Raw genomic sequence first — 25,173 nt, 5'->3', positions numbered from 1 at the left:
AGGCTACTGGAAGGCAAGACCGCCGTCGTGACCGGCGCGGCGAACGGAATCGGCCGGGCCTGCGCGCTGGCCTTCGCGCAACAGGGCGCGGATGTGGCGCTGGCGGACATAGACCGGGAGGGCTGCGAGCAGGCGGCGCGCGAGATCGCCGCGGAAACGGGCGTCACGACCCTGGCGCACCATTGCGACGTGGGCGACGACGAGCAGTGCGAGGGCCTGATCGCCACCACGGCGGACCACTTCGACGGCCTGGACATCCTGCTGAGCAATGCCGGCATCCTGGCCCCCGGCGACGTGCTGACGGTCAGCCGCGAGAAGTTCGACCGCGTGCACCGCGTCAACCTGCGCGCCGGGTTCGTGCTGGGACAGCTCGCGGCCCGCGAAATGGTCAGGCGCAAGAGCCAGGGCAGCATCCTCTACATGTCGTCGGTCAACGAACGGCTGGCGATACCCAACCAGCTCGCCTACGTCGTGTCCAAGGGCGGCCTCTCGCAGTTGACCCGCGTCATGGCCCTGGGCCTGGCCACGCACGGCATACGGGTCAACGCCATCGGCCCCGGCTCGATCGAGACCGACATCCTCAAGTCGGTCATGAGCGACGAGAACGCGCGTCGCATGATCCTTTCGCGCACGCCCCTGGGCCGCCTGGGTCAACCGGAGGAAATCGCCTCGGTCGCGGTGTTCCTGGCCAGCGACATGGCCTCCTACATCACCGGCCAGACCCTCTTCGCCGACGGCGGCCGCCTCCCGCTGAACTACACCGTCCCCGTCTAGCCCCGCATACCCGGGGAGGCGCAGAACTCCTGGTAGTCGATGTAGCCGGGAAACTCCACGCCGTCGGCGCAATAGCGGCATTCCGGGTTGCGGGCCTGCCTGAATTCGGTGAAGCGCGCGGACAGGGCGTCGTAGTGCAGCAGCCGGCCCACGAGCAGGTCGCCGGCGCCGAGCAGGATCTTGATCGCTTCCACCGCTTCCAGCAGCCCCACCACGCCCGGCAGCACGCCCATCACGCCCGCCTCCGCGCACGACGGCGCCAGTTCGGGCGGCGGCGGCTCCGGGTAAAGGCAGCGGTAGCAGGGGCCCGGCGCATCCTCGCGGGCGGGCCATAGCACCGTCACCTGACCCTCGAAGCGGAACACCGATCCGTGCACGTTGGGAATCCCTTGCTTGACGCAAGCGTCGTTGACCAGGTAGCGGGTGGCGAAGTTGTCGGAACCGTCCACCACGACGTCGTAGCCCTCGAACACTTCCTCGACGTTGGCGCTGTCCAGGCGCAGCCGGTGCTCCACCACGTTGACGGCCGGATTCAACGCCAGCACCGCCTCGCGCGCCGAGGCCGTCTTGGACATGCCCACGCGCTCGTCGGAATGCAGGATCTGACGCTGCAGGTTGCTGCGGTCCACCACGTCGTGATCGACGATGCCGAGCGTGCCGACGCCGGCCGCTGCCAGGTACAGCGCCGCCGGCGAGCCGATACCGCCGGCGCCGATCAACAGCACGCGGCCTTCCAGCAATTCCAACTGGCCGGCCTCGCCCACTTCCGGCATCACCAGGTGGCGCGAATAGCGCTCGCGCGCGTCGGCGTTGAGCATTTTCGGGATCTCGAACGGCAGGCCCTCGTCCTTCCAGCCGTTGAATCCGCCGGCCAGCGAACGCACGTCGCGGTAGCCCATGCGCCTTAAATCATCGGCTGCGAACAGCGATCGCTGGCCGCTTGCGCAGGTGACCACCAGCGTGCGGTCCAGGTCCGGGATCGCTTCCTCGATTCTCAGTTCCAGGTAGCCGCGGTCCAGCCTGAGCGCGCCGCCGGGGCTGCCCTGGGCGACTTCGGCCGCATCGCGCACGTCGATCAGCGCCGCGCCGGACCGCTGCAGGTCCAACGCCTCACGCGGGCTGACTTCCGGAACCTTGCTCCGGATCTCGGCCAGCCGGCGGTCCCGGGCCTTCATATTGCGCCGCCCGCGACCGCGGGCAGGATCGAGAGGATGCCGCCCGCGCAGGCCCCCACCAGGACGCCAGAGGTCTCGTACGGGTGTCCGTCGGCGGCCATCGCCGCCGACTCCTCCCGCGGCGGGCCGGGCAGACTGATCCTGTTCATCCGGAAATGCGTGGCGGCTGAATCGGACCGCGCATTTTACTATTCGCGTATGCGGATAAAATTCGCCGTTTTGCGGGCGTTCGCCCGAAGTTTGGGACAGACCTTATGAATTACGTGTACAGCGCCATCGCCGCCGGGGCATTGGCGATTCTCTACGGGCTTGTGAGCACGCGCTGGGTGCTGAAGCTGGATGCGGGCAACGAGCGAATGCAGGAAATCGCCTCGGCGGTGCAGGTGGGCGCCAAGGCCTATCTGAACCGGCAGTACACGACCGTGGGCATTGTGGGCCTGGTGATGCTGGTCATTCTCTGGTGGGCGCTCGACTGGGCGGTGGCCGGCGGGTTTTTCCTCGGCGCGGTGTTTTCCGGCGCGGCCGGCTATATCGGCATGAACGTTTCGGTGCGGGCCAATTCGCGCACCGCCCAGGCCGCCCATAACGGAATGAACGCCGCGCTGGCGGTGGCCTTCCGCGGCGGGGCGATTACCGGAATGCTGGTCGTGGGACTGGCCCTGCTGGGCGTGGCCGGCTACTACCTGGTGCTGGACCGGATGGGCATGGACACGGGTGACGTGCTGCACGCGCTGGTGGGGCTGGCCTTCGGCGGCTCGCTGATCTCGATCTTCGCGCGCTTGGGCGGCGGCATCTTCACCAAGGGCGCGGACGTGGGCGCCGACCTGGTCGGCAAGGTCGAGGCCGGCATTCCCGAAGACGATCCGCGCAACCCGGCGGTGATCGCCGACAACGTGGGCGACAACGTGGGCGACTGCGCCGGAATGGCCGCCGACCTGTTCGAGACCTACGCCGTCACGGTGATCGCCACGATGCTGCTGGGCTACCTGACTATTGAGCAGGCGCCCGACGTCGCGGTGCTTTATCCGATGGCGATCGGCGCCGTTTCGATCGTCGCGTCGATCATCGGCACCTTCGTGGTGCGCGCCGGCAAGGGCCAGTCTGTCATGCCCGCGCTCTACAAGGGCGTGATCCTGGCCGCCGTGCTCGCCGCGATCGGGATCTGGTTCCTCACGCAACGGATGTGGGCCGACGCCGGCGACGAACTCCCGTTCGATCTTTTCCTCTCGGCGCTGATCGGCCTGGTGCTGACCGGCGTGATCATGTTCATCACCGACTACTACACCGGCACGCAGTTCTCGCCGGTGCGCAAGCTGGCCCAGGCCTCATCGACCGGCCACGCCACCAACATCATCGCCGGGCTGGGCCTGTCGATGAAGGCCACCGCGCTGCCGGTCCTGGCGGTGTGCCTGAGCATCCTCGTTACCTTCCAGCTCGCCGGCCTCTACGGCATCGCGATCGCGGCCACGGCCATGTTGTCGATGACCGGGATGATCGTGGCGCTGGACGCCTTCGGCCCGATCACGGACAACGCCGGCGGCATCGCGGAAATGGCCGAAATGCCCGAGGAGATCCGCAACATCACCGACCCCCTGGACGCCGTCGGCAACACGACCAAGGCGGTCACCAAGGGCTACGCGATCGGCTCCGCCGGACTCGCGGCGCTGGTGCTGTTCGCGGACTACACCCACGCCCTGCTGGCGGCGGGCAAGAGCATCGTGTTCCGCCTCGACGATCCGGCCGTGATCATCGGCCTGTTCATCGGCGGCCTGATCCCGTACCTGTTCGGCGCGCTGGCCATGGAAGCCGTGGGACGCGCCGCCGGCAGCGTGGTCCAGGAAGTGCGCCGCCAGTTCCGGGAGATCGCGGGGATCATGGAAGGCACGGCCAAGCCGGACTACGGGCGCGCCGTGGACCTGCTTACCCGCTCGGCGATCCGCGAGATGATCGTGCCCTCGCTGCTGCCGGTGCTGGCGCCGGTGGTCCTGGTGCTGGTGATCGGCTGGCTGATGCCCGAAGAAGGCGCGGGCGCGAGGGCGCTGGGAGGCATGCTGATCGGCTCGATCGTGACCGGTCTGTTCGTCGCGATCTCGATGACCACCGGAGGCGGCGCCTGGGACAACGCCAAGAAATACGTGGAGGACGGCGCGCTGGGCGGCAAGGGCTCCGAAGCCCACCACGCCGCGGTGACCGGCGATACCGTCGGCGACCCCTACAAGGACACCGCCGGCCCCGCCATCAACCCCCTGATCAAGATCGTCAACATCGTCGCCCTCCTCATCGCCCCCCTCCTCTGACTACACTATGGAGATGGACGTCAGGGAGAGGATGATACGCGGCCAGGTGCGCTGCTGGAGCGTGCTGGACGAGCGGGTGCTGGCCGTATTCCGCGACCTGCGGCGCGAGGACTTCGTGCCGGAGCAGTACCGCGCCATGGCCTACGCCGACCTGGCGCTGCCGCTGCCCGGCGGCCAGGAAATGATGACGCCGTCCGTGGAGGGCCGGATCCTCCAGGCGCTCGACCTCAAGTCCGCCGACCGCGTGCTGGAGGTGGGCACAGGCAGTGGCTGGCTTGCCGCCTGCCTGGCGCAATTGGCCGGCGAGGTGCACAGCCTCGAGATTTCCCCCGAGCTGCACGCCGGCGCAACGGAAAAGCTCTCGACACTGGCGAACGTGAAAGCCATCTGCGCCGATGCCTTCGAGTGGAAGCCCGAAACCGCCTACGACGCCATAGTCCTCACCGGCTCGATGCCGCAGTACGACGACCGCTTCGAACAATGGCTGGCCAAGGGCGGCCGGCTGTTCTGCATCGTGGGCCGGCAGCCGATCATGGAAGCGCTGCTCGTCACTTCCGGCGAGTCCCGAATCGAGGAATCCCTGTTTGAAACCGTAACCACTCCGCTTGCGAACGCTCCACAACCCGATCCCTTCCGGTTTTAGATCGGCAGCGGCAAGAGGGTAGAATCCACACGTTCATGTCGGCGGCCCTTCCCATATGAAGAAGTTCATCCTGCTCGCCGCGCTCGCGGCCCTGACCGGCGTGCCCCTTCCGGGATCGTCGGACAACCTGCTTGAGGTATATGAAAAGGCGCGCATGAGCGATCCGCTGCTGCGCGAGGCTGAGGCCCGCCTGATGGCTTCCCGGGAGGTCCGGTCGCAGGCCCGCAGCGTTCTTTTCCCGGAAATCGACGCAAACGCCGATTACTCCCGCCAGGACAGCCGCGCAACCCTTCTGTTCTACGCGCCCACGCCGACCGGCGAATTCGCCCCGATCATCGAATCCAGCACGACCGACGCCACGTCCACCGCATGGGGATTCACGCTGCGCCAGACCATATTCGACTGGGCCGCCGTCGTTGCCCTGGGCGCTTCGAACGACGTGCTGGCGCAGGGCGAAGCGGACTTCGAAGCCGCACTGCAGGAGTCCATGCTGCGCACCGCGCAGGCCTATTTCGCGGTGCTGGGCGCGCAGGACGAGCTGACCTCGCAGAGCGCCAACCGCACCGCCATCGCCCGCCAGCTTGAACAGGCGCAGAAGCGTTTCGAAGTGGGCCTTATCGCGATCACCGACGTGCAGGAAGCGCAGGCCGCGCATGACCAGGCGGTAGCCGCCGAGATCGCCGCCAAGCGGTCCCTGGCCACCTCCGAGGAACAGTTGCGGGAAATCGTGGGATCGCCCATGCCGGTGGCCAGTCTGACCCGGCCGGGCGAAGGCATGCCGCTGCCGCTGCCTTCACCCAACGTGGAGCAGTCGTGGATCGACACCGCGCTGCAGCAGAATCCCAGCCTGATCTCGGCGCGCATGGCGGCGTCCATCGCCGATGCGGAGGTCAGGCTGCGCCGCTCCGATTACCTGCCCACGCTGGAAATCGTCGCGAATCTGAACGGCAGCAGCGGCGACCGCGAGCGGGTCTTCCGCGGCATGGGGGCCGACTATCGCGACAGCTTCCGCAGCGACTCCATCCGGCTGCAGCTTTCTGTGCCGATTTTCGACGGCTTCAACAGGAACTCCCGGGTCCGCGAAGCCAGATATCTGCACCGCGCCTCCACCGAGCGCCTCGAGGGCGTGGAGCGGGGGGTCGTGCGCCAGACCCGTGACGCCTTCCTGGGCGTCAGTTCGGAAATTTCGCGGGTCAATGCGCTGCGCCAGGCCGTCGCATCCAGCCAGACCGCGCTGCGGGCCACCGAGGCCGGCTACGAGATCGGCACGCGCACCATCGTGGACGTGCTCGATGCGCGCCGTAACCTGGTTCAGGCCGAGACCAATTACGCACGCAGCCGCTACGACTTCATCATCAACGTGCTCAGCCTGAAGAGCGCCGCGGGCATCCTCACCGAGGAGGACCTGGCCGAAGTCAGCCGCTGGATGGAGCAGGCCGAGCCGGAAGAAGCGGCTCAATAAGAGCGAGCGTCTCCTCCAGCACGTTTTCCCCCGCCGCCAGGCAGTTCCTGGCCGCCTCTCCCGCGCTGCGCTGCGCAAGTTCGCTGTCCAGAAGGCGGGCCAGCCGCCCGGCCAGTTCCCGCGCGTCATGCACGCTGAACAGCGCGCCGGCCCCGCTCAGCAGACGGGCCGTGTCCCGCGTCTGAAACAGGTGCGGCCCGGCCAGGACCGGCAGGCCGAATGCGGCCGGCTCCAGCAGGTTATGTCCGCCCACCTTCGCGATGCTGCCGCCCACGAAGGCCACGTCGGCAGCGGCGTAAAAGGCGTTCATCTCGCCCAGCGTATCCAGCAGGAACACCTGGGCGCCGGGCGGAGGGAAACCGTCGCCGGAGCGGACCCCGATCTTCAGGCCGCTCTGCCTGAGCAGTGCGCGCACGGCCGCGAAGCGCTCGCGATGGCGCGGCGCGATGATCAGCAGCGCGTCTTCCCGCCCGGCCAGCACCTGGCGGTGCGCTTCCAGGGCCACGTTCTCCTCCGGTTCGTGGGTGCTGGCCGCAATCCACACGGGCCGGTGCGGGCCGATCGCGCGGCGGATTTCCGCGCCGCGCTCGAGCACGCCGGCTTCCGGCCGGAAATGAAACTTGAGGTTGCCGGTCACCCGCACGTCCAGGCCGTCGGGACCGAGTTCCGCAAAGCGCCGCGCGTCCTCATCGCTTTGCGCGCCGACCACCCGCACCGCCCGCAAGGCTGCCGATGCGAGCCCGTGCACGCGCCGGTAGCGGGCATGGGAACGCTCCGATAGGCGGGCGCTGACGATGGCCAGCGGCACGCCTGCGGACCGGCAGGCCGCGTACAGTCCGGGCCAGATCTCGGTTTCCAGGATGACGCCCAGGGCGGGACGCGCGGCGCGCAGGAAGCGCCGGTTCGCGATGCCCAGGTCCAGCGGCAGGAAGCAGTGTGACTGCGACTCGCGCAGGCGGCCCTGAATCGCGGCCGAACCGGCCGGCGTGAAGGCCGTAAGCAGCATGGGCAGGTCGGGGCGGCGGGCGCGCAGTTCCCCGGCGACGACCGAAAGTGCGCCGGCCTCGCCGAGCGACGAGCCGTGCAGCCACACGCCTCCCGGCGGAAGCTGCGGAGTCCTGATGGCCCAGCGTTCGGACAGGCGGCGGCGCCAGCCCGAATCGCGCGCCGAGCGCGCCAGCATGTAACCGCACATCGCGGGCGCCGCAATCCACGACAGCGCCCCATAAGCCCCCAACACCACCTTGTCACGCAAGGCCATGAACGTTATTCGGAGATGCGATCGAGGAGGCGGGAGGTGGAGAGGCCGTCGTGGTAGCGGAGGATGGCGATGCGGCCGCCGAGGTGCTTTACGGCATCGGCGCCGGCGATTTCTTCGGGCTTGTAGTCGCCGCCCTTGGCCAGCACGAGCGGGCCGACCTCCTTGATCAGCGCGGCCGGCGTGTCTTCGCCGAAGGGCACGACCCAGTCCACGCTGCCCAGCGCGGCCAGCACCGCCATGCGCTGATCGAGAGGCACGAGCGGGCGCGATCCGCCTTTAAGCCTGCGCACCGATTCATCGTCGTTGACCGCGACCATCAGACGGTCGCCCAGCGCGCGCGCTTCGGCCAGGCAGGCGGTATGACCGGCGTGCAGCAGGTCGAAGCAGCCGTTGGTCATGACCAGGGTCCTGCCCGAGTCGCGCAGCCGCCGGCCGATGGCCGCGGCCTGTGCGGCATCGATGATTGCGGATTCGGCCGCGGCCGGCTCGCGAAGCTCTTCGGCGAGGTCGCGCAGACGAATCGGCGCCACGCCCACGCGGCGCACCACCACGCCGGCGGCAACATTGGCCAGGTGCGCCGAATCCTCCAGTTCCGCGCCGACCGCGAGACCGGCGGCCAGCACCGCCGTCACGGTGTCGCCGGCGCCGGTGACGTCGTAAACCTCCCTGGTGCGCGCGGGCATGTGACGGGTAGGCCCGGCGGCGGGCGCTGCCAGCAGGCCCTGTTCGCCCAGCGTAACCACCATGCTGCCGATCTCGAGCAGCGAGCACACCCGCTGCGCCCGCGAGGCCATCTCCTCCGGCGTCTCCCCCGATCCGCCCAGGGCCGCCTCGAACTCGGCGCGGTTCGGCGTCAGCAGGCTGGCCCCGCGATAGGTTCCGAAATCGGTGGACTTGGGATCCACCAGTACCGGCGTACCGGCGGCCCGCGCGGCCCCGATCAGCGTGCCGGCGTCGGCCAGACTGCCCTTGGCATAGTCGGACAGCACGACCACAGAACACCCGTCCAGCAATTCGGCATAGCGCACCATCAGGCGGGAGGCGTCATCGGCGCTGAACGGCGTTTCGCGGTCCAGCCGGATGACCTGCTGATTGCGGCTCAGGACCCGAAGCTTGCGGACCGTCGGGCGAGTCTCCGAATGCAGCCATTCGCAGGTCACGCCGGCGCCTTGCATCGCGGCGTCCAGCGCCTCCGCCTCGTCGTCCTTGCCGACTATCCCCAGCAGCGTCACTTGTGCGCCCAGCCCGGCCAGGTTGCAGGCCACGTTGGCCGCGCCGCCCGGACGGTATTCGCGGCTTTCGACCCGCACCACGGGCGCCGGCGCTTCGGGCGAAATGCGCGTGGCCGTTCCCAGCCAGTACTCGTCGAGCATGACGTCTCCCGCCACCAGGATGTGCGCATTCGAGTAGTCGGGAATCACGGCAACACCGGCCGTAGTGCGGTCAATTACACTTCGAATCGCCGCAATTGAGGCAGGTCAGGCAGCCGTCCATCATCACGACGGCCGCGGTGTGGCAGCGCCCGCAAAGCTGCGCGCCGGCGGGGAAGGAGTTCCGGGCGAAGGCGTCCTCCTGGCGCTGGGCGTCCTCGAAGTCCTGCCGCTTGACTTCCAGCGCGCGGCGCTCGGCCGGGTCCAGCGAGTGTTCGCCGAGGAACCCGATCCGCTCCAGGTGATCGCCCACCACGCAGCCCAGCTCGGCAATGATCGACGGCATGTAGACGCCGCCGGGTTGCCAGTAGCCGCCGCGCGGATCGAACACGGCCTTGAGCTCGTCCACCAGGAAGGCCACGTCGCCGCCCTTGCGGAAAACGGCCGACATGACCCGGGTCAGCGCCACGATCCACTGGTAGTGATCGAGGTTCTTCGAATTGATGAAGATCTCGAACGGCCGCCGGCGCTCGTCGGCCGTGCCCTCGTTCAATATGATGTCGTTGATGGTCACGTACATGGCGTGATCGGACACCGGGGTCTTGACCTTGTAGGTTGTGCCTTCCAGGCGCTCCGGGCGCTCCAGGCCCTCGTGCATGCGCACCACCTTGCCGTCCTCGCTGGCGCTGAGCGGCAGGCGCGCGGCAGGCGCCCTGGGCGGCTCGGGCTGCGCGGGCGCTGCCGGAGCGGCGGCGGGCTGTTCGGCGGCGGACGCTTCCCCAGCGTCGGGTTGCTCGACGCGGTAGCCGACGATCTTGCCGGCGATTTTCCTGGCCGTATCAGTCATTGTTCAGAATTTCCCGTAGTAGCCTTCCTTGAGTGCGTCAAAGAGATTGGCGGCGGTATGCACCTGGCCGTCGTATTCGACTTCCTCGTCGCCGGCCAACCTGACCTCGCTGCCGTCTTCGAGCTGGAAGACGTAGAAGGTGTTCTTCAGGTCCTTTTCCTTGACCAGCACGCCCTGGAAGGCGGTGGGATTGAAGCGGAAGGTGGTGCAGCCTTTCAGGCCGCTCTTCCAGGCCTCGATGTAGATGTCCTTGAACCGATCGTAGGGGTAGTCCGACGGCACGTTGGCCGTCTTGGAGATGGACGAATCGACCCATCTCTGCGCCGCGCCCTGGATGGCGACGTGTTCCGACGGCGATACGTCGTCGGCGGTAACGAAGTAATCGGGCAAGGCCTGGTCGCCCTCGGCTTCGGGTCCGGCGTCGGGATTGATCCGCTCGCGGTAGGCCAGCAGCTCGTACGAGTAAACGGGCACCTTCTCCTTGGTCTTGCGTCCTTCCCGGATCACGTTGCGGAAATAGTGATGGGCGAAGCTGGGCTCGATGCCGTTGCTAGCGTTATTGCCCAGCGACAGCGATATGGTGCCGGTGGGCGCGATCGACGAATGGTGGGTAAAGCGCGCTCCGTCCGCGGCGATGGCCGCGACCAGTTCGGGGTCCTCGCCGGCCACGCGCTGCATGTAGCGGCTGTAGCGCGCCATCAGCACCTTGCCGGGCAGCTTATCGCCGGCCTTGACGCCGTCTTCGACCATTTCGGGACGGCGGCGCAGCATCTGCGGCGTCACCTCGAACTGCTCGTCCATGATCGGCGCCGGACCCTTCTCGCGCGCCAGCTCCAGGCCCACGCGCCATCCGGTCACGGCCAGTTCGCGCGCCACCCGCTCGGTGAATTCGGTGGAATCTTCGCTGCCGTAGCGGATGCGCAGCATGGTCAGCGTCGATCCCAGTCCGAGAAAGCCCATGCCGTGGCGCCGCTTGCGCAGGATTTCGCTGACCTGGGTGTCGAGCGGCAGGCCATTGATCTCCACTACGTTGTCGAGCATGCGGGTGAAGATCGCCACCACCGCGTTGAACTCGTCCCAGTCGAACCAGGCCCTCTTCGTGAACGGTTCGCGCACGAAGCGGGTCAGGTTCACGGAACCCAGAAGGCAGGCCCCGTACGGCGGCAGCGGCTGCTCGCCGCAGGGGTTGGTGGCGCGGATGTTCTCCACGTACCAGTTGTTGTTCATCTCGTTGACGCGGTCGATCAGGATGAAGCCGGGCTCGGCGAAGTCGTAGGTGGACTGCATGATGAGATCGAACAGTTCCCGGGCCGGCAGGGTTCCATAGACCTTGCAGGCCACCCGCCCTTCCCTGTCCGTGATATAGCCTTCCGTTACCGGCCAGTCGCGCCAGACGACGGTTTCGCCGTCGGCCAGATCGACTTCGTCCTCCTCGGCCTCCAGCGGATCCAGCGGGAAGGCCAATATCCATTCGCCCTCGGCCTCGACGGCCTGCATGAACTCGTCGGTGATCATCAGCGACAGGTTGAACTGCCTCAGGCGCCCGTCCTCGCGCTTGGCGGTGATGAACTCCTTGACGTCGGGATGGCCGACGTCGAAGGTGCCCATCTGCGCGCCGCGGCGTCCGCCCGCGGACGACACCGTAAAGCAGACCTTGTCGTAGATGTCCATGAACGACAGCGGCCCCGAGGTGTAGGCGCCGGCGCCGGCCACGTAGGCCCCGCGCGGACGCAGGGTGGAGAACTCGTAGCCGATGCCGCAGCCGGCCTTGAGCGTCAGCCCGGCTTCGTGCGCCATCTCCAGGATGCCGTTCATCGAGTCGCGCACGGTGCCCGACACCGTGCAGTTGATCGTGGACGTGGCGGGCTTGTGCTCCTGGGCGCCGGCGTTGGAAACGATCCTGCCGGCGGGGACCGCGCCATGGCCAAGGGCCCAGAGAAAGGACTCGAACCACTTCTCGCGGATGTCCTCGGGCTCCACTTCGGCCAGGGTGCGGGCCACCCGGGCGTGGGTGGCGTGAACGTCTTCGTCGAGGACTTCGCCTTTCTTGGTCTTTAACCGGTATTTGGAATCCCAGATGTCGAGGGAGGCTGGCTGTAAGGAAATCTCCTCTCTGTCATCGCTGATATTTGCCAGCTTGACCGGTTGCCCCATAGACTCCCCCATATTCTCCGCTTTCCGTTCCCTGACTGCGGAAGCCGGAAAGTCGCGTGCGCTATCCCCTTGATTCAGCGTTATTGCAGCGCTGACTTGAGCGAATTTTTAACCCCCGCGAAAGGCAATTGCAACAGCCGCTCTGGATTACAATGAAATCGCCGCTTTCCGATGGGCGGGCCGCCGACGCGGCGCGACTGTTTGCGGCATATGCGCATCAATTGGGATACTTCGCCAATGCAATCTATTGATACACGGAACAGGAAGATGAGACGCAGGTTACTGATCGGACTATCGGCGCTGGCGGTGGTCCTTGCCGGCGCGGGCGTCCTGCCTGGCGGCGGCGCGCCGACGCCATCGTACGCCCAGGAGAGCGCGGCGCAGGCTTCGCTGCCGCTGGAACTGGACGGGCAGCCCTTTCCCAGCCTCGCGCCGCTGGTCGAGGCCACCAAGCCGGCGGTCGTGAGCATCGCCATCGCCCGCCCTCCAAGGAGTAGTCTCCGCAACCCCTTCCAGGGCGACCCCTTCTTCGAGCGCTTCTTCGGCCCGCGGCGCCCGCAGGAGCCACAGCCGCAGGAGCCACGGCCGCAGCCCACGGGTTCTGGCGTCATCGTGGACGCCGAACGCAGGCTGGTGCTAACCAACCATCATGTGATCCAGAACGCGTCCGAGATCGAAGTGACCCTGAGCGACGGGCGGTCCGTCTCCGCCGTGGTGGTGGGATCGGATGCGGGCACCGACGTGGCCGTGCTCGAACTGGAAGAGGCCGACGACCTGACCCAGATGCCGCTGGGCGATTCCGACGCGGTGCAGGTGGGCGACTTCGTGGTGGCCATCGGCAATCCCTTCGGGCTGACCCACACCGTGACCTCCGGCATCGTCAGCGCCCTGGGCAGATCCATCCCGCGGGTCCGCAATGAGGCAGCGCCGAGCCCCATCGAGGACTTCATCCAGACCGACGCGTCGATCAATCCCGGCAACTCCGGCGGGGCGCTGGTGAACATGCGCGGCGAACTGGTCGGCATTCCTTCCAACATCCTGTCGCGCTCCGGCGGCAACATCGGCATCGGCTTTGCCATTCCGACCTCGATCGCGCGCGAGATCATGCGCCAGTTGGTGGAGTTCGGCGAAATCCGGCGCGGGCGGCTGGGCGTAAGCGTGCAGAACGTGAGCGAGGACGTGGCCCAGGCGCTGGACCTTGCTTCGTCCGTCGGCGCTTTCGTCACCGAGGTCATTCCGGACTCCGCCGCGGATGAAGCCGGAATCGAACCGGGCGACGTGATCGTCATGGTGGACGACAAGGAGATCGAGGGCAGCAGCGACCTGGTCAATACCGTCGGCCTGCGTTCCGTCGGCGAAGAGCTCACGCTGCAGATCGTTGGCAGCGACGGCGAGCTGAAGCTGGTGCAGGCCACCCTGGGCGGCATGGTGACCTCCAGCGGCGACGAGGTCCACCCGGCGCTGGCCGGCGCCACGCTGGTCAATGGCGAGGAAGGCGGCCACCGCGGAGTCCTGGTGGATTCCATCGCGCCCGGCAGCGCCGCCGAGAACAGCGGCATTCAGGCCGAGGACGTGATCTTCCGGGTCAACCGCACCGACGTGCGCAACGTGGAGCAGATGAAGGCGGCGGCCGAAGACCGGTCGTTGCTGGTACTCCACATCGCCCGCGGCAACCGCAGGGTCGTCATCACGGTGCGGGGCTAGCCGATTACCGCCGCCCAGACGGCGGACGAGCCCATGAAGACATACCTGGTAGGGGGCGCGGTACGGGACCGGCTCCTCGGGCTTGAGGTGCGCGAGCGCGACTGGGTGGTGGTGGGGGCCACCGCCGATGAACTCCTCAAACAGGGTTACAAGGAAGTCGGACGATCGTTTCCCGTGTTCCTGCATCCCGAGACGCAGGAGGAATACGCGCTGGCGCGGCGCGAAACCAAGACCGCCCCCGGTTACCGGGGCTTCGAGGTCGACTTCGGCCCCGAGGTCACGCTGGAGGAAGACCTGATGCGGCGCGATCTGACCATCAACGCGATGGCCGGGGACGACGCCGGGCGCCTTGTGGACCCCTACGGCGGCGAGCGCGACCTCGCGGAGAAGGTGCTGCGACACGTATCGCCCGCGTTTCGCGAAGATCCGGTGCGGATCCTGCGCGTCGCCCGATTCGCGGCCCGCTTCGATGGCCAGGGTTTCGGGATCGCCCCGGAAACGATGGCGCTGATGCGGGAGATGGTGGCGCAGGGCGAGGCGGCGGCGCTGGTGCCCGAGCGGGTCTGGCAGGAGACGGTTCGGGCATTGGACGAGGACGCCCCGCAGCGGTTCTTCGAAGTGTTGCGCGAATGCGGGGCACTGAAGGTGATCTTCCCCGAGATCGACCGCCTCTGGGGCGTGCCGCAGCCGAAACGCTGGCACCCGGAGATCGACACCGGCGTGCACGTGATGATGGTCCTCGAGCAGGCAGCCCGGTTCTCGGACAAGGTCGAAGTGCGGTTTGCGGCGCTGACCCACGATCTCGGCAAGGGCGTAACGCCCGAACAATACTGGCCGCGGCACAGCGGGCACGAGGCGGCCAGCGTGCGGCTGGTCGGCGAAATGTGCGAACGGCTGGGCGCGCCGAAGCGGTTCCGCACGCTGGCGGAGAAGGTCGCGCGCTACCACGGGGTCTGCCACCGCGCCGACGAACTGCGTCCCGAAACGAAGCTCAAGGTGCTGGAATCGCTGGGCGCATTTCGGGCCGACAGCCTGCTGGAGGATTTCCTGGTGGCCTGCGAGGCGGACTACCGCGGCCGCCTGGGGATGACCGAGGACGCCTATCCCGCCGCGGACGTTTTCCGCCGCGCCTTTGCCGCCGCCGGCGTCGTGTCCGGTGCGAAATTGGCCGACGAGGGCTACGATGGCGCCCGCCTGGGCGAGGAATTACGGCGCCGCCGCATCGCCGCCATCGCGGACAGCTAAAACAACGCTTGCTGGCCAAGCAAGGGAGGAAAGGAGTAATGAGATCGAAAATCACCCGCAGAGACGCACTCATAGGCGCTGGCGCAACCGGCCTGGCGCTCAGCCTGCCGCCGATCGGCGCCGCGGACGTCCGCATGCACCACATCCCTGCCAGCGGCGAAGCCCTGCCGCCCGTGGGCCTGGGCACTTCGCGCGTTTTCAACAGCGTCAGCGGCGAGGATCAGCGCGCCGCGCTGGTGGAAGTGCTGGAAGCGCTGTTCGCGGGCGGCACGCTGGTGGACACCTCGCCGATGTACGGCAATTCCGAAACGCATCTGGGCGAGTTGCTGCCGTTGGCGGCCGGCAATGAAACGATGTTCTGCGCCACCAAGGTCTGGACCGAGGGGCGCGAGTCCGGCGTCAGGCAGATGCAGGAATCGATGGACAAGATGGGGGTGGACCGGATCGACCTGATGCAGGTCCACAACCTGGTGGACTGGGAGGTCCATCTTGAGTCCATGCTCGAAATGCAGGCGGCCGGCAAGTTCCGCTACCTGGGCATCACCACCTCGAACCCGCGGCAGTTCGCGGACTTCGAGCGCGTGATGCAGGCGGCCGACTGGGACTTCGTGCAGCTCAACTACAGCCTGGGCGAGCGCGAAGCCGAACAGCGGCTGCTGCCGCTGGCGCAGGAGCGCGGCATGGCCGTCATGGTGAACCGTCCGTTCGTGCGCGGCGCGCTGTTCCGGTCCGCGAGCGGCAAGGACCTGCCCCCCGTTGCCGCGGAACTGGGCTGCGACAGCCCGGCGCAGTTGTTCCTCAAGTGGATCCTGGGCCACCCGGCCGTGACCTGCGTCATCCCGGCCACCACCAAGGTCAAGCACATGGTCGACAACCTCGGCGCCGCCCTGGGCCCACTCCCCGACGCCGCCCAACGCGAGGCCATCGCCGCCTGGATCTAACTCTCGATCAGCCCGTCGACTTCACGGAGGTGGCGGGGACCGGAGAAGGATTGCCAGAGCTCCGCGATGGAGACGCCGGAGACCGGGTGGCGGAGGTGGGGCGCCAGGTCCGCCAGCGGTTTCAGGACAAAGGCGTAGCGTTCGATGTCGGGGTGCGGCAGTTTGAGCGCTTCGTCCACGCGGTCCCCGTAGAGGAGCAGGTCGAGGTCCAGGGTGCGTGAGGCGAACTTGCCGCCGGACCGGTCGCGGCCGGCCAGCGCCTCCTGTTGCGCAAGCGCTTCCAGTATTTCCTCCGGCGTTTCTTCCGTTCGGAAGCTCAAGACCAGGTTGAGAAACGGCGGGCCGCTGAAGCCTTCCGCCGGACTCTCGTACAACGGCGAGAGTCCCAGGTCCGGATAGTGGTCCTTCAGCGCCGCACAGGCCGCTTCCAGGTTGGCGCGCGGTTCGATGTTGCTGCCCGCACTGACGAATACGCGAACGGCCGCGCTCACTCGTCCTCGCGCTTTAGATCGCCCCGTTCAATCACCACACCCACGTCGCGCGCATTGCGCAGCGCGAACGGCTTGCGGGCCGTTACGCGCACCCATTGCGCTCCGTGCTCGCCCAGGACCAGCGACGCGATGGCCTCCGCCATGGTCTCGATCAGTTCGTAGCTGCGGCTTTCGGCCAGCGCCGCAATGTCGCGTGACACGCGCTTGTAATCCACCGTTGCGGCGATCTCGTCGGCTTCCGCCGCCTTCGCCACGTCGGCTCCGATCTCAAGGTCCACTCCCACCACCTGCGGCGCAGCCTTCTCCCAGCGATTGACTCCCACGATCGCACGCACGCGCAAGTCCCGAATGATGATTCTGTCAGTCATTTTCCTTGCCTACGAGGACTTGGGGACGGCCAGGGCTGCTTTGCTCGGTGAATTTGCCCAAGCTATCGTCGGGCAAGTCCCTGAGCAAGGAAGGTCGTGGCAAGTTGGTTCAGGCTCACGCCTTCGCTGGCCGCCCGCTGAGCCAGCCGCAAGTGCAAAGTCTTGGGAATTCGCTGCACGAACTGACCGCTGTAGGACTTCGGCGGAGGGACCGATCCCTTATCCTCTGTTTCCGCCATCGTCCACGCCGTGAAGGCGTCTCGCGCTTCTTCTATCGCCTCTTCTATCGTGTCGCCGTCGGCAAAGCAACCGGGAAGATCCGGAACGGTGACCATGTAGCCCCCTCCTTCATCACCCGGAATCGGACTCACGTGGATCAGAAATTCGTCAATCTTCATTAAACTGTCTCCGATGCGGGTACTGGGGATTGAAACGAGTTGCGATGAGACTGGCGTGGCGATTTACGAGGCCAGCCGGGGTCTGTTGGCGCACCGATTGTATAGCCAGGCCGCGCAGCACGCGGAATTCGGCGGCGTGGTGCCGGAACTGGCCTCGCGCGATCATCTCAAGCGCCTTGCGACACTGGTGAAGGCGACCCTCGACGACGCAGGCTTGCGCAAGTCGGACCTGAATGGGGTCGCCTGCACAGCGGGGCCCGGCCTGATCGGCGCGCTGCTGGCGGGACTCGTATTCAGCGGCGGACTGGCGCGCGCCCTGGGCGTTCCGCTTATCGGCGTGCACCACATGGAAGCGCATCTGCTCGCGCCGCTGCTGGAAGGCGATTCGCCGGAGTTTCCGTACCTGGCGCTGCTGGTTTCCGGCGGCCACAGCCTGCTGGTGGATGTGCGGGGCTATGGCGATTACCGCGTGCTGGGGGAATCTCTGGACGACGCGGCCGGCGAGGCCTTCGACAAGGGCGCCAAAATCCTGGGTCTGGGCTATCCGGGCGGCCCGGAAATCGCCCGGCTGGCCGAGAAGGGCAAGCCGGGCCGCTTCACGCTGCCGACGCCGATGCGGGGCCGCAAGGACCTCAACTTCAGCTTCTCCGGACTCAAGACCGCGCTCCTGTACAAGGTGCGCGACCTGACCGCCGACAAGCCGCTCGAAGAAACCGACCGAGCCTCGCTGGCCCTGGCACTGGAGAAGGCTATCGTCGATTCGCTTCTCGACCGCACGACGCGAGCGCTGAATGAGACCGGATACGGCAGCCTCGTAGTGGCGGGTGGCGTCGGCGCGAACCGCCGCCTGCGGTCGGAATTGAAGTCCTTTTGCGGTGAGTCCGGCGTGCGCCTCTATTACCCGCGCGTGGAATATTGCACCGACAACGGCGCCATGATCGCACTCACCGGCTGCCTGCGTCTGGCCGGCGGCGCTCCCGGTGCGGCGCAGCCCGATGCGCGCCCCCGCTGGAACATAAACGAAGTAACGCCCTTCTCTCCCGCCTGAGCGGCGGCGACCTCACGGAAGTGGCCAATCGCTATCGCGTAACCTATCCCACGTTCCGCGAAAGTAACCGAAGAAGGAGACCAGGCCGATGTTGCAACAGGAAATGACGCTGGCTCGGTGGTTGTTTAATCCGTTCGTCCGTATTGCCGGTTGGGGTTCTCTCGCCGCAGGGCTCGCCGGCATTTTCCTGGCGGGCATTGCGGCTGCTGCAGCGGGTATTCGATTCGATGGCCTGCTTGATATGCATATCGTGGGGAACGTCCCCACCCATGTGCCGATTGTGGAAGGCCTGATCAACTGGATCTCCATTGTCGCGGTCAGCGCGCTGTTCGCAAAACTGTTCGGCGGAGGCAGCAGCGTACGTCTTCTGGACGTCGCCGGAACGCTGGCGCTCGCGCGCGCGCCGCTGGTGCTCGCCGCGTCGATCTGCACAATTCCGTGGATTCGTGACTCGCTCTCTTATTCCGCCATTCTCATGGAGGGGGACCTGGCTTCACTGCTACCGGGCATGTTGGTCGGCGCCCTGGTCTTGCTGGCCTGCGCCGTCTGGACGATCGTCTTGATGTGGAATGCCTTTTCGATCACCGGCAACATGAAGGGCTTGCGCGGCGCCGTCTTCTTCGTTGCCGCCCTCGCAGTCGGCGAGCTGCTCAGCAAGTTGCTGGTATATCGAATTCCGTAAGCGAGTAGTTGTCGGCCGCCTTGATGCGAGGGCGGGACGCTCTCGCTCCCGGCGTGCGCTACCAGCCGATGCTGCGACCGCCGTCCACGGCGATGATCTGGCCGGTCACGAAGGGCGCGTCGCAGACCACGAAACGCACCAGCCGCGCCACGTCGCGCGGCTCGCCGGCCCGTCCGAGCGGGGTCTTCGAGAGGATCGCCTTCTTCACATTCTCCGGCGGCGGCGGATCGGCCCACATGACCATGCCCGGCGCGATGCCGTTGACGCGCACTTCCGGCGCCAGTTCGCCGGCCAGGCTGAGCGTCAGGGCCGCGAGCCCCGCCTTTGCGGCGCTGTACACCGGGTATCCGCGCAAGGGAATGCGGGCATGGATGTCCACCATGTTCACGATCACGCCCCGTGACTCCCTGAGCGCCGGGGCCAGCGCCTGCGACAGGAACACCGGGGCCTTCAGGTTACTGCCCACCAGGCTTTGCCAATCGTCCTCCGTGATCTCTCCCACCGCGGTGGGATAGAACGTCGAGGCATTGTTCACCAGGCAATCGAGACGCCCGGCGCGCTGCAGCACGTCCTGCGCCAGCCGTTCGCAGGCGCCTTCTTCGAGCAGGTCGCCCTGCAGTGTGAAAGCCGATTCGGAGCGGCGTTCGTTGAGCCGTTCCACCAGTTCGTCGGCGTCGGCGCGCGAGCGATTGCAGTGCACCGCCAGCGTGAACCCGGCGCTGTGCAACTCTTCGGCAGTCGCCGCGCCCACGCGCCTGGCGCCGCCGGTAACCAGTGCGACTTTCGCCTTCGTCATCGCCCAACTGCCGCCCTTTGCTGCCCGGAGGCGGCATTATATGAAGCCGCGATGAAAACAGCCCCATTGCAGGCCCCGCCCGGGCACATCCAGACCGCGATTACCGAAGCGGGCGGCTGGCTCGCGTTCGACCGCTACATGGAACTCGCGCTGTACCACCCCCAAGAGGGCTATTACAGCGCCGGAAGGGCCCGGTTCGGCGAAGGGGGTGACTTCGACACGGCGGCGGAAACCTCGGCGCTGTTCGGACGCGCCGTCGCGGGCCAGTGCGCCGAAGTCCTGGCCGCCTGCTCAGGCGGCGACATCGTGGAGTTGGGGCCCGGCAGCGGCCGGCTGGCCGAAGTCGTGCTGGGCGAACTCAAGGAAGCCGGCAAGCTGCCGCAACGCTATCTGCTGGTCGAGCCGGCGCCCGGTCTGCGCGCCGTGCAGCGGCAGCGCCTGGCAGGCTCGCACCCGGATCTTGTCAAACGCCTTGAATGGGTGGACCGGCTCACGCACGAACGCATCCGGGGCGTGATTCTCGCCAACGAAGTGCTGGACGCCCTGCCCTGCAAGTGTTTCCGGCGCGACCGGGACGCCTGGCTGGAGCGCGGCGTGAGCCTGGGCGGGGAGAACGGGCTGGGCTGGGAAGACCGGCGCGCCGACGCCGCGCTGGCGCAGGCGCTTGACGGGTTGCAGGCGGAACTGCCCTGGATCCTGCCGGAGGGTTACTGTTCCGAGATTCGAATGAATATGGACGAATTCATGGGCGAACTGGCCCAGTCGCTGGAAGCCGGCCTGGTGCTGCTGGCCGATTATGGGCTGCCCCGGCATGAGTTGTACCTGGCCGAGCGCAACCAGGGAACGCTGGGCTGCCACTCCGGACAGTATTGGCACGACAACCCGTTCCGGCAGCCGGGGCAGGAAGACATTACCGCCTGGGTGGATTTCACGGCAGTCAGGCGTAGCGCGGAAGCGGCGGGACTTGAGGCCGTGGGTTTCTCCAATCAGGCCCAGTTCCTGATGGCGGCCAATATTCTCGAAATGGCCGGATCGCCGCCCGTTCCGGAGGACGCCGCGGCGCTGCGCCGGCTGATGCTGCCGGGAGGCATGGGCGAGGCGTTCAAGTTCCTGGGACTGGCCACGGGAGGGATCAAGGCCCCGAGCGGGTTCGGCGAACGCGACCTGCTCGCGTCGCTCAATCCGGCGCACGATCCGGAACCGGCGCACGATCCGGAACCGGCGGCCGAGGCGGCCGGCGCATGAGCTTCTGGCAGATCGTACTGCTGGCGCTGCTGCAGGGCGTCACCGAGTTCCTGCCGATATCGAGTTCGGCGCACCTGATCCTGGTGCCGGCCTGGCTGGGCTGGGAGGATCAGGGCATCGCCTTCGATATCGCCGTGCACTTCGGCAGCCTGATCGCCGTGATCGCATTCTCGCGCCGTGAAATCGCCGCGATCCTGGGCGAATGGCGGGCCTGGCTTCTGTATCGCGCCGCGCTCGGGCCGGCAGCGCGCCTGGGCCTGATGATCGTGCTGGCGACGCTGCCGATCGGCGCGCTCGGGCTGTTGCTGCACGACACCGTGGAGGCATCGTTCCGCGAGCCGCGTCTGATCGCTGTGGCCGGCGCGCTGTTCGCGGTCCTGATGGTGTGGGCGGACCGGCGCCCGCAATACCTGACGCAGGTGCGCGAGATCGGCTGGAAGCAGGCGCTTTGGATCGGCTGCGGCCAGGCATTGGCCCTGATCCCCGGCGCGTCGCGCTCCGGCGTGACCATCACCGCCGCCCGGGTCCTGGGCATGGCGCGTCCGGCCGCGGCCCGCCTGTCCTTCCTGCTGGCGATCCCCGTGATCCTGGCGGCCGCCGCCCTGGAGACGGTGAACCTGAGCGCGGCGCCGGCCGCCGCCGACTGGGGCGCGCTGGCGCTGGGCATGGCCGTGGCGGGCGTGGCCGCCTTCCTGTGCATGGGCCTGCTGCTGCGCCTCGTGACACGCTGGGGCCTGTGGCCTTTCGCGCTCTACCGCCTGGCGCTCTCCGCCGTGATCCTGCTGTAACGCTGGAGTCTTCGAGGATCCTATGCCGGGCGCGGTTTCAGTCGCCCGCGACGCGCGTGACGAACCGCTCCGCTACCGGGCGCATTCGCATGTTGGCGACGAGGGCGATTGCCAGCAGCGCTCCCATGACGTACATCGTGAGGTTATAGATGCTCGGCGTTGGGTCCGCAGTGCCCGCCGGCACGATTTCCATGAGCCTGCTGATGGTTACGGTGTTGGCCGCCACCAGTTCATTGAGATTGCTCATGGGCGCTCCGAAGTGCGCCTCGAACGCCGCCGGATCGACCCTGGCCGCCAGCGAGCGGATCGCCTGTTCCAGCGAGAACTTGCGCAGCTGGGTGATGAGCAGTGGGCCCAGCGCGCCCGCGACGCTCCAGGCCGTGAGCAAGCGGCCATGTATCGCACCTACATGCCGGGTCCCGAAGACATCGGCGAGATAGGCGGGAAGCGTGGCGAACCCGCCGCCGTACATCGTGAAGGCCACCATCGTTACGGCGTAAAACGCCACCAGCCAGCCCGCGTTCGCGCTGATGCTTCCGGCATTTGCGATAAGCGGTACCGAACAGTACAGAACCGCGCCGAGCGCGAAGAAGCAGTGGTAGGTGTTCCGTCGCCCGATGTAGTCGGAAGCCGTCGCCCACGCGAGCCGCCCGCCCATGTTGAAGACACTGATCATCAATACGTATGTCACCGCGAAGGCCGGGGTCACCACGTGAGGCAAGGTCCGCCCGAAGATGTCGACCATCATCGTCTCCGCCACGCCGATTACGCCGATCCCGGCCGTGACGTTGAAGCACAGCATGATCCAGATCAGATAGAACTGCGGTGTTCGATGCGCCCTTTGGACGGGCACGTAGGTGCTGCTGGGCATGCCTCGCCAGCCGCTGCCCGGCTTGCCCGCGGCCCTGGCCGCGTCTTCATCCCACCCGGCGGGCTTCCATCCCTTGGGGGGCAGGCGGAACGAGAAGGCGGCGGCCAGCATGATGCAGAAATAGACCAGCCCCAGCGTGAAGAAAGTCAAGGCCGCGCCCGTACTCCCAGTACCGACGACATAGACGCCTTCCGGACCGGGAACGATCATCCTCGACACGTCGGCCGGCGCCGCCACGACCACTTCGAGCCATTCGCCGGCCACCTCGGCGAATTGCCTGCCTCCTTCGGTGACCAGTTCGACCGCTTCCGTCGCGCCGAGATACCGCGGAGCCTCGTGGAAGGTCTGGAGCAGGAACTTCTTGAGCGGCGCGGCGATGATCGCACCGCCGCCGAAACCCATGATGGCCAGACCGGTCGACAATCCGCGCCGGTCCGGAAACCAGCGTATCAGCGTCGAAACGGGCGAGATGTAGCCCAGTCCCAGGCCAGCGCCGCCGAACACCCCGTACCCCAGATACAACAGCCACAGTTCGTGCAGTTCTATGCCGACGCCGCCGATTACAAATCCCATGCCCCACAGACCGGCAGCGCATACGCCGGCGCAGCGCGGACCCACATCCTCCAGCCACTTGCCTGCCACCGCCGTGCTCAGACCCAGGAAGACGATGGCGGTGGAGAACACGCCCACGATCACGGTGATGCTCCAGTCGTCGGCGCTGCTTGCCGCGACGCCGAGTTCCCTGGTCAGCGCGGGGTTGAAGATGCTCCACGAGTAGACCGACCCGATGCAAAGATGCAGAGCCACGGAAATCAGCGGAATCCACCAACGATTGAATCCGGGTGAGGCGGTGATGCGATCCTTGAGCAGGAACGCTACGGCGCGGCGGCTCATGAGGAGGCCATGCTCATCCGCTACAGTGTCGCCTTCGCGCGGGTGCATGTCCAGCATCGGCGGCCTGGCGGCCTTTCCGTGCACGGGCACGCTATTGCTTATACTCGGCGGCATGAAGAAATTCCTGATCGCGATAGGCGCCATCCTCGGACTCCTGCTGCTGGCCGGCGTGAGTTCCATGGCGCGAATGAACGCCTTCACCAGCGTGGACGACGAGCTGCCCTGGGCCTGCGAGGCGATTTCTCTGCCGGGCAGCGCCGAGGACATCGTGATCGACCGCATGCGCGGCGTCGCCTACCTGTCGGTGCTCGACCGGCGCGCGCTGCTTTCCAACCGCAGCATCCGTGGCGTCATCATGGCGCTGGACCTGAATGCCGATCCCGTCGGCCAGTTCCTGCCGCTGGCGGATGTGCCCTCGCACCTGCACCCGCACGGCATGAGCCTGCATCAGGACGCCGCCGGCAACACGCGCCTGTTCGTGATCAATCACCCGCGCGAACGCGGCGAGGGCCCTGAAGCCGTGGAAATATTCGAACTGCGCGACGACGGGCTGCTGCACCACGTGCGCACCGTGCGCAGCCCGCTCATGAACAGCCCCAACGACATCCAGGCCGTCGGCGCGGAGCAGTTCATCGCGGTCAACGACACCGGCGCGGCCAATAATTTCCAGCGCATACAGGAGTTCCTGTTCGGCGCCGGACTGGCCAGGGCCGTCTATTACGACGGCCAGGTCATGCGCGTGGCGGCCGACAAGCTTGCCGGCGGCGCCGGGATCGGCTACGCCGACGGCCGCTTCATCATCTCCGAGACCCAGGGCAAACGGCTGAAGATCATGACGGCGGACACCGATGGACGGCTGACCGAAGAGACGCGCGTGGCCATGCCTGGGTTCCCGGACAATATCGACGTGGACGCCGACGGCAAGCTGTGGGTCGCGGAACACCCCAACGGCATGGCGCTGGGACGGCACTTCGGCGACAAGGACTACCCGGCGCCCAGCCGCTTCTATCGTCTCAATCCCGACGGCAGCGGGCTGGAGCTGGTCGCGGCCGACTCCGGGCGCATGCATTCGGCCGGCAGCGTCGCCGCCCGTTACCAGGACAAGCTGCTGCTGGGATCGATCACCGCCACCCGCGTGCAGGTCTGCACGATGCCCGAAGGAGGCCAGAGTTTATGAACATCACCGCTTCACACGAGCGCGTGCGCCAGGAGCGCATGCGGATGTCGATGGTCCGCCGAACGCTGGGCGCGGCGCTGGACGGCGCGGCGGCCGCGGACAACCCGGTGCCCGTATACCTGGCCTGCTCGGACTACCTCAAGCACGCTCTGGACCGCCTGCACGCCCAGGACCACCGGCTGTGGGAACGTCTGAATCCGCACGCCGGGTCCGATGACGTCGTGTTCCGCGACAAGCTGGACAAGCTGAAATTTCGCCTGGCCGCCAGCGAGCAGTCCCTGGCCGGCCTGGTCCTGGCGCGCGACGCGCTGAGGGCCCGCGGCGCCAGCGAGCGCGAGGGCTTCGAGGACGAGGCGCGGCGCTTCCTGGACGTGTTTCTCAACATCCTCTCGGCCAGCCGCCATTCGACTCTGGCCGAGGAAGAGGCGAAGTTCGCCGACTCGGACTGGGAATACGTAGCCGACAACACGGCCGACGCCGCCGCCGAGGAAGTCCGCCTGTTCGACGAAGTCGAGAAGGCCGCCCCAGGCTTCATGGACTCC

The 25,173-nt window shown here is 67.1% G+C and carries 23 protein-coding genes; 13 read left to right on the top strand and 10 right to left on the bottom strand.

All coding sequences use genetic code 11. The features are described 5' to 3' along the window. The first annotated feature begins 6 nt into the window (after positions 1–6). Positions 7–774: an SDR family oxidoreductase gene (locus F4Y72_10985; protein ID MXZ28809.1), complete on the top strand. Its 768-nt coding sequence runs from the start codon at positions 7–9 to the stop codon at positions 772–774. On the opposite strand, the gene moeB is transcribed toward F4Y72_10985, so the two are convergent. Next, positions 771–1,949 carry a molybdopterin-synthase adenylyltransferase MoeB gene (moeB, locus tag F4Y72_10980; GenBank protein ID MXZ28808.1) on the bottom strand — a complete coding sequence of 393 codons (1,179 nt, stop codon included), beginning with the start codon at positions 1,947–1,949 and terminating at the stop codon, positions 771–773. The genes F4Y72_10985 and moeB overlap by 4 nt on opposite strands. Before the next feature lie 254 nt (positions 1,950–2,203). On the opposite strand from moeB, the gene F4Y72_10975 reads away from it, so the two are divergent. The 3 genes from F4Y72_10975 to F4Y72_10965 are packed head-to-tail and all read left to right on the top strand — an operon-like array spanning position 2,204 to position 6,351. After that, positions 2,204–4,246: a sodium-translocating pyrophosphatase gene (locus F4Y72_10975; GenBank protein ID MXZ28807.1), complete on the top strand. Its 2,043-nt coding sequence runs from the start codon at positions 2,204–2,206 to the stop codon at positions 4,244–4,246. Between the two features lie 7 nt (positions 4,247–4,253). Beyond that, positions 4,254–4,889: a protein-L-isoaspartate O-methyltransferase gene (locus F4Y72_10970; GenBank protein MXZ28806.1), complete on the top strand. Its 636-nt coding sequence runs from the start codon at positions 4,254–4,256 to the stop codon at positions 4,887–4,889. A gap of 55 nt (positions 4,890–4,944) precedes the next feature. Beyond that, positions 4,945–6,351, top strand: a complete 1,407-nt coding sequence (locus F4Y72_10965) for a TolC family outer membrane protein (protein MXZ28805.1) — start codon at positions 4,945–4,947, stop codon at positions 6,349–6,351. On the opposite strand, the gene F4Y72_10960 is transcribed toward F4Y72_10965, so the two are convergent. The 4 genes from F4Y72_10960 to F4Y72_10945 are packed head-to-tail and all read right to left on the bottom strand — an operon-like array spanning position 6,305 to position 11,983. Beyond that, positions 6,305–7,612, bottom strand: coding sequence for a 3-deoxy-D-manno-octulosonic acid transferase (locus tag F4Y72_10960; GenBank protein MXZ28804.1), 1,308 nt, complete (start codon positions 7,610–7,612; stop codon positions 6,305–6,307). The genes F4Y72_10965 and F4Y72_10960 overlap by 47 nt on opposite strands. A gap of 5 nt (positions 7,613–7,617) precedes the next feature. Beyond that, positions 7,618–9,030 carry a bifunctional D-glycero-beta-D-manno-heptose-7-phosphate kinase/D-glycero-beta-D-manno-heptose 1-phosphate adenylyltransferase HldE gene (gene hldE, locus F4Y72_10955; protein ID MXZ28803.1) on the bottom strand — a complete coding sequence of 471 codons (1,413 nt, stop codon included), beginning with the start codon at positions 9,028–9,030 and terminating at the stop codon, positions 7,618–7,620. A 25-nt stretch (positions 9,031–9,055) separates the two neighbouring features. Next, entirely contained in the window at positions 9,056–9,829 is a 774-nt protein-coding gene (locus tag F4Y72_10950) for an NrdJb (protein ID MXZ28802.1), read from the bottom strand. Positions 9,830–9,832: 3 nt separating this feature from the next. Then, positions 9,833–11,983, bottom strand: coding sequence for an adenosylcobalamin-dependent ribonucleoside-diphosphate reductase (locus tag F4Y72_10945; protein ID MXZ28801.1), 2,151 nt, complete (start codon positions 11,981–11,983; stop codon positions 9,833–9,835). A 171-nt stretch (positions 11,984–12,154) separates the two neighbouring features. Here F4Y72_10945 and F4Y72_10940 point away from each other — a divergent pair, with 171 nt between their 5' ends. The 3 genes from F4Y72_10940 to F4Y72_10930 are packed head-to-tail and all read left to right on the top strand — an operon-like array spanning position 12,155 to position 15,873. Beyond that, entirely contained in the window at positions 12,155–13,687 is a 1,533-nt protein-coding gene (locus tag F4Y72_10940) for a Do family serine endopeptidase (protein MXZ28800.1), read from the top strand. A 33-nt stretch (positions 13,688–13,720) separates the two neighbouring features. Next, a complete protein-coding gene (locus F4Y72_10935) occupies positions 13,721–14,932 on the top strand; it encodes a multifunctional CCA addition/repair protein (protein ID MXZ28799.1) in 1,212 nt (403 codons plus the stop codon). A 38-nt stretch (positions 14,933–14,970) separates the two neighbouring features. Then, complete coding sequence (locus F4Y72_10930; GenBank protein MXZ28798.1) at positions 14,971–15,873, top strand: aldo/keto reductase; 903 nt, start codon at positions 14,971–14,973, stop codon at positions 15,871–15,873. On the opposite strand, the gene folK is transcribed toward F4Y72_10930, so the two are convergent. The 3 genes from folK to F4Y72_10915 all read right to left on the bottom strand — a co-directional run bounded on the left by folK (position 15,870) and on the right by F4Y72_10915 (position 17,130). Beyond that, entirely contained in the window at positions 15,870–16,364 is a 495-nt protein-coding gene (gene folK, locus F4Y72_10925) for a 2-amino-4-hydroxy-6-hydroxymethyldihydropteridine diphosphokinase (protein ID MXZ28797.1), read from the bottom strand. The two genes, F4Y72_10930 and folK, sit on opposite strands and share 4 nt — an antisense overlap. After that, positions 16,361–16,732: a dihydroneopterin aldolase gene (gene folB / locus F4Y72_10920; GenBank protein ID MXZ28796.1), complete on the bottom strand. Its 372-nt coding sequence runs from the start codon at positions 16,730–16,732 to the stop codon at positions 16,361–16,363. Before folB ends, folK begins: the two co-directional genes overlap by 4 nt. A gap of 62 nt (positions 16,733–16,794) precedes the next feature. Next, entirely contained in the window at positions 16,795–17,130 is a 336-nt protein-coding gene (locus tag F4Y72_10915) for a toxin-antitoxin system HicB family antitoxin (protein ID MXZ28795.1), read from the bottom strand. A gap of 13 nt (positions 17,131–17,143) precedes the next feature. On the opposite strand from F4Y72_10915, the gene tsaD reads away from it, so the two are divergent. Together tsaD and F4Y72_10905 are read left to right on the top strand one after the other, a co-directional pair. Beyond that, entirely contained in the window at positions 17,144–18,178 is a 1,035-nt protein-coding gene (tsaD, locus tag F4Y72_10910; protein ID MXZ28794.1) for a tRNA (adenosine(37)-N6)-threonylcarbamoyltransferase complex transferase subunit TsaD, read from the top strand. A gap of 88 nt (positions 18,179–18,266) precedes the next feature. Next, on the top strand, positions 18,267–18,860 hold the full coding sequence (locus F4Y72_10905) for a hypothetical protein (GenBank protein MXZ28793.1): 594 nt from the start codon (positions 18,267–18,269) through the stop codon (positions 18,858–18,860). A 58-nt stretch (positions 18,861–18,918) separates the two neighbouring features. On the opposite strand, the gene F4Y72_10900 is transcribed toward F4Y72_10905, so the two are convergent. Continuing rightward, positions 18,919–19,656, bottom strand: coding sequence for a pteridine reductase (locus F4Y72_10900; protein MXZ28792.1), 738 nt, complete (start codon positions 19,654–19,656; stop codon positions 18,919–18,921). A gap of 51 nt (positions 19,657–19,707) precedes the next feature. Here F4Y72_10900 and F4Y72_10895 point away from each other — a divergent pair, with 51 nt between their 5' ends. Next, positions 19,708–20,901 carry an SAM-dependent methyltransferase gene (locus tag F4Y72_10895; GenBank protein MXZ28791.1) on the top strand — a complete coding sequence of 398 codons (1,194 nt, stop codon included), beginning with the start codon at positions 19,708–19,710 and terminating at the stop codon, positions 20,899–20,901. Next, positions 20,898–21,689, top strand: coding sequence for an undecaprenyl-diphosphate phosphatase (locus F4Y72_10890; GenBank protein ID MXZ28790.1), 792 nt, complete (start codon positions 20,898–20,900; stop codon positions 21,687–21,689). The genes F4Y72_10895 and F4Y72_10890 overlap by 4 nt, the downstream gene beginning before the upstream one ends. A gap of 37 nt (positions 21,690–21,726) precedes the next feature. Here the strand turns inward: F4Y72_10890 and F4Y72_10885 are convergent, their stop codons facing one another. Further along, positions 21,727–23,454, bottom strand: a complete 1,728-nt coding sequence (locus tag F4Y72_10885) for an OFA family MFS transporter (GenBank protein ID MXZ28789.1) — start codon at positions 23,452–23,454, stop codon at positions 21,727–21,729. Here F4Y72_10885 and F4Y72_10880 point away from each other — a divergent pair. Together F4Y72_10880 and F4Y72_10875 are read left to right on the top strand one after the other, a co-directional pair. Continuing rightward, positions 23,348–24,631 (top strand): hypothetical protein, encoded by a 1,284-nt coding sequence (locus F4Y72_10880; protein ID MXZ28788.1) that lies wholly within the window; start codon positions 23,348–23,350, stop codon positions 24,629–24,631. The two genes, F4Y72_10885 and F4Y72_10880, sit on opposite strands and share 107 nt — an antisense overlap. Continuing rightward, the coding region (locus F4Y72_10875; protein ID MXZ28787.1) for a hypothetical protein at positions 24,628–25,173 on the top strand (546 nt) is incomplete at its 3' end. The genes F4Y72_10880 and F4Y72_10875, both read left to right, overlap by 4 nt.

This window comes from Gammaproteobacteria bacterium, from assembly GCA_009838035.1.
Lineage (GTDB): Bacteria > Pseudomonadota > Gammaproteobacteria > Steroidobacterales > Foliamicaceae > Foliamicus.
This window is presented reverse-complemented; position numbering and strand designations above follow the sequence as displayed.